This is a genomic window from Paraburkholderia sp., from assembly GCF_034668105.1.
Classification (GTDB): Bacteria; Pseudomonadota; Gammaproteobacteria; order Burkholderiales; family Burkholderiaceae; genus Paraburkholderia.
Map to the genome: position 1 here is coordinate 1 of NZ_JAXDPY010000332.1, position 2,918 is coordinate 2,918.

Sequence of the window (2,918 nt, forward strand, 5' to 3'; positions counted from 1 at the left end):
AGAATTTCGTTGCTGGAGATCGTGAAGCTGCGCGGAATGCCTTCAGACAGATTGCGGCCCTTCACTTCCATTTCCTTGACCTCGGAACCCGGGAAGGCGGAACCGATTTCTTTCTTGATGGCTTCGGCGGTTTGTTCGCCGATCAGCATGCCGTAATTGCGGCGGATGTAGTTGACGATGGCTTCGTCGAACTTGTCGCCGCCGACACGCACCGAGCCCTTGTACACGATGCCGCCGAGCGAGATCACGCCGACTTCGGTCGTGCCGCCGCCGATGTCGACGACCATCGAGCCGGTTGCTTCCGACACCGGCAGGCCTGCGCCGATTGCCGCAGCCATGGGTTCTTCGATGAGGTAAACCTGCGACGCACCCGCGCCGTGAGCCGCTTCCTTGATCGCGCGACGCTCGACCTGGGTCGAACCACACGGCACGCAGATGATGATGCGCGGCGACGGCGAGAACATACGCGATTCGTGAGCAGTTTTGATGAACTGCTTGATCATCTGTTCGGTGACGGTGAAGTCGGCGATCACGCCGTCTTTCATCGGGCGGATCGCCTCGATGTTGCCCGGCACCTTGCCAAGCATCTGCTTGGCTTCCTTGCCGACTGCCTGAATGGTTTTCTTACCGTTGGGTCCGCCTTCCTGGCGGATCGAGACCACCGACGGTTCGTCAAGAACGATACCCTTGCCACGCATATAGATGAGCGTGTTGGCGGTGCCGAGGTCAATCGCCAGATCGTTGGAGAAGTAGCTGCGCAGAAAACCGAACATTCAAAATCCTGTCTCGCTTGGGGCCGGCCCTCGCAACGGTTGCGCAAGGCGGCAGCGGAAAAAATAACAGCTTCAACCGGGCGGAAGCGGCGCCACAGGAACTTGAAGCTGCGAGGGAATCTACCGGAGGCCGGTGCAAGGCCAGGTCAGAAAAATCCGAACGATCTTTCGGAATAGTTCAGAAAGGCCTTGGTCAGTCGGTCCGGGTTTGGGTCGAACGCGTAATGATACCTTATAATTTTGGTTGTTTTGAAGGAAACGGACGGCACTTTTTGCCACCGCTGGCCCCTTTTTCGAGGCATTTCTCCAGTGTCGTAACCCGCTGTCGCAGCATCGTTTTTCTCGCGCTGCGGCGGTCCACCACATTTTCCGGTGACTGCATGGCTCTGACCCTGACCGATGTTAAACGCATCGCGCATCTCGCGCGGCTCGAACTGGCTGATGCCGAAGCTGAGCACACGCTTGCCCAGCTCAATGATTTCTTCGGCCTCGTCGAGCAGATGCAGGCGGTCGATACCACCGGCATCGCCCCGCTTGCCCATCCGATCGAGCAGATCGAAGACGTCGCGCTGCGTCTGCGCGACGACGCGGTGACCGAAACGGTCCAACGCGAAGCCTTCCAGCGCCCGGCGCCGGCCGTGCAAGACGGCCTGTACCTCGTGCCGAAGGTGATCGAGTAAGTGATCGACCAAGACTCGCGAATAAAGCCCAGGATAAAACGCAATGCATGAAAAAAGCTTGACCGAACTGCGTGCCGCACTGGCGGCCAAGGAATGCTCCGCAGTCGAACTGGCGCAGCTGTATCTGAAGCGGATCGACGCGGCCAACAGCCTGAACGCCTTCATTCAGGTCGACCCCGAGTTGACGCTCGCGCAGGCCAAAGCCGCTGATGCGCTGCTTCACACCGGCCACGCCGGCCCGCTGGTCGGCCTGCCGATCGCGCACAAGGACGTGTTCGTCACCAAGGGGTGGCGCTCCACGGCCGGCTCGAAGATGCTGTCGAACTACGAAAGTCCGTTCGATGCGACGGTGGTCGCGCGTCTACAGAACGCCGGCATGGTGTGCGTGGGCAAGACCAATATGGACGAGTTCGCAATGGGCTCGTCCAACGAGAATTCGTACTTTGGTCCCGTGCAGAATCCGTGGGATCGTCAGGCCGTGCCGGGCGGTTCGTCGGGTGGCTCGGCCGCGGCCGTGGCCGCACGTCTTGTGCCCGCTGCAACCGGCACGGATACCGGTGGCTCGATCCGTCAGCCGGCGTCGTTCTCCGGAATCACCGGCATCAAGCCGACGTATGGTCGTGTCTCGCGTTACGGGATGATCGCGTTTGCTTCGTCGCTGGATCAGGGCGGCCCGATGGCGCAAAGCGCCGCGGATTGCGCAACGCTGCTCAACGCCATGGCCGGTTTCGACGAGCGCGATTCCACCAGCCTCACGCGCGAGAATGAAGACTTCACCCGTTACATCGGCAAGACGTGGAAAGAAGACGGCGCGGACAAACCGCTCGCGGGCTTGCGCATCGGCCTGCCGAAGGAATACTTCGGCGCGGGCTTGGCAGACGACGTGCGCGCCTCGATCGACGCCGCCTTGAAGCAATATGAGGCACTCGGCGCGACGCTGGTCGAAGTGTCGCTGCCGAAAACCGAACTGTCGATCCCGGTGTATTACGTGATTGCGCCGGCGGAAGCTTCGTCGAACCTGTCGCGTTTCGACGGTGTGCGCTTCGGCCATCGCGCCGCGGAATACCGCGATCTGCTCGACATGTACAAGAAGTCGCGCGCGGAAGGCTTCGGTCCGGAAGTGAAGCGCCGCATTCTGGTGGGCGCCTATGTGCTGTCGCATGGCTACTATGACGCGTACTACCTGCAGGCGCAGAAGATCCGCCGCATCATCGCGCAGGACTTCCAGGAAGCGTTCAAGCAGTGCGACGTGATCATGGGGCCGGTCGCGCCGTCGGTGGCATGGGACCTCGGCGCGAAGGGCGACGATCCGATGCAGATGTATCTGGCCGACATCTACACGCTGTCGGTGAGCCTCGCCGGTTTGCCCGGCATGAGCGTGCCGTGCGGCTTTGGCGCGGGCCCGAACGCGCAGCGTCCGGTGGGATTGCAGATCATCGGCAACTATTTCAATGAAGCCCGGATG

3 protein-coding genes are annotated in these 2,918 nt (G+C 61.2%); 2 read left to right on the forward strand and 1 reads right to left on the reverse strand.

Going from position 1 to position 2,918, the window contains the following annotated elements; genetic code table 11:
* The coding region (locus tag QOC89_RS15225) for a rod shape-determining protein (RefSeq protein ID WP_323045763.1) at window positions 1-773 on the reverse strand (773 nt) is incomplete at its 3' end.
* A 380-nt stretch (window positions 774-1,153) separates the two neighbouring features.
* Here QOC89_RS15225 and gatC point away from each other — a divergent pair.
* Both gatC and gatA read left to right on the forward strand, forming a co-directional pair.
* Window positions 1,154-1,453: an Asp-tRNA(Asn)/Glu-tRNA(Gln) amidotransferase subunit GatC gene (gene gatC / locus QOC89_RS15230; RefSeq protein WP_323045765.1), complete on the forward strand. Its 300-nt coding sequence runs from the start codon at window positions 1,154-1,156 to the stop codon at window positions 1,451-1,453.
* A 43-nt stretch (window positions 1,454-1,496) separates the two neighbouring features.
* On the forward strand, window positions 1,497-2,918 hold a 1,422-nt coding region (gatA, locus tag QOC89_RS15235), incomplete at its 3' end, for an Asp-tRNA(Asn)/Glu-tRNA(Gln) amidotransferase subunit GatA (protein ID WP_323045764.1).

Bases quoted from the DNA above. Each gene is read 5' to 3' on its own strand.
- gatC (WP_323045765.1), top strand. From the start codon at position 1,154: ATGGCTCTGACCCTGACCGATGTTAAACGCATCGCGCATCTCGCGCGG.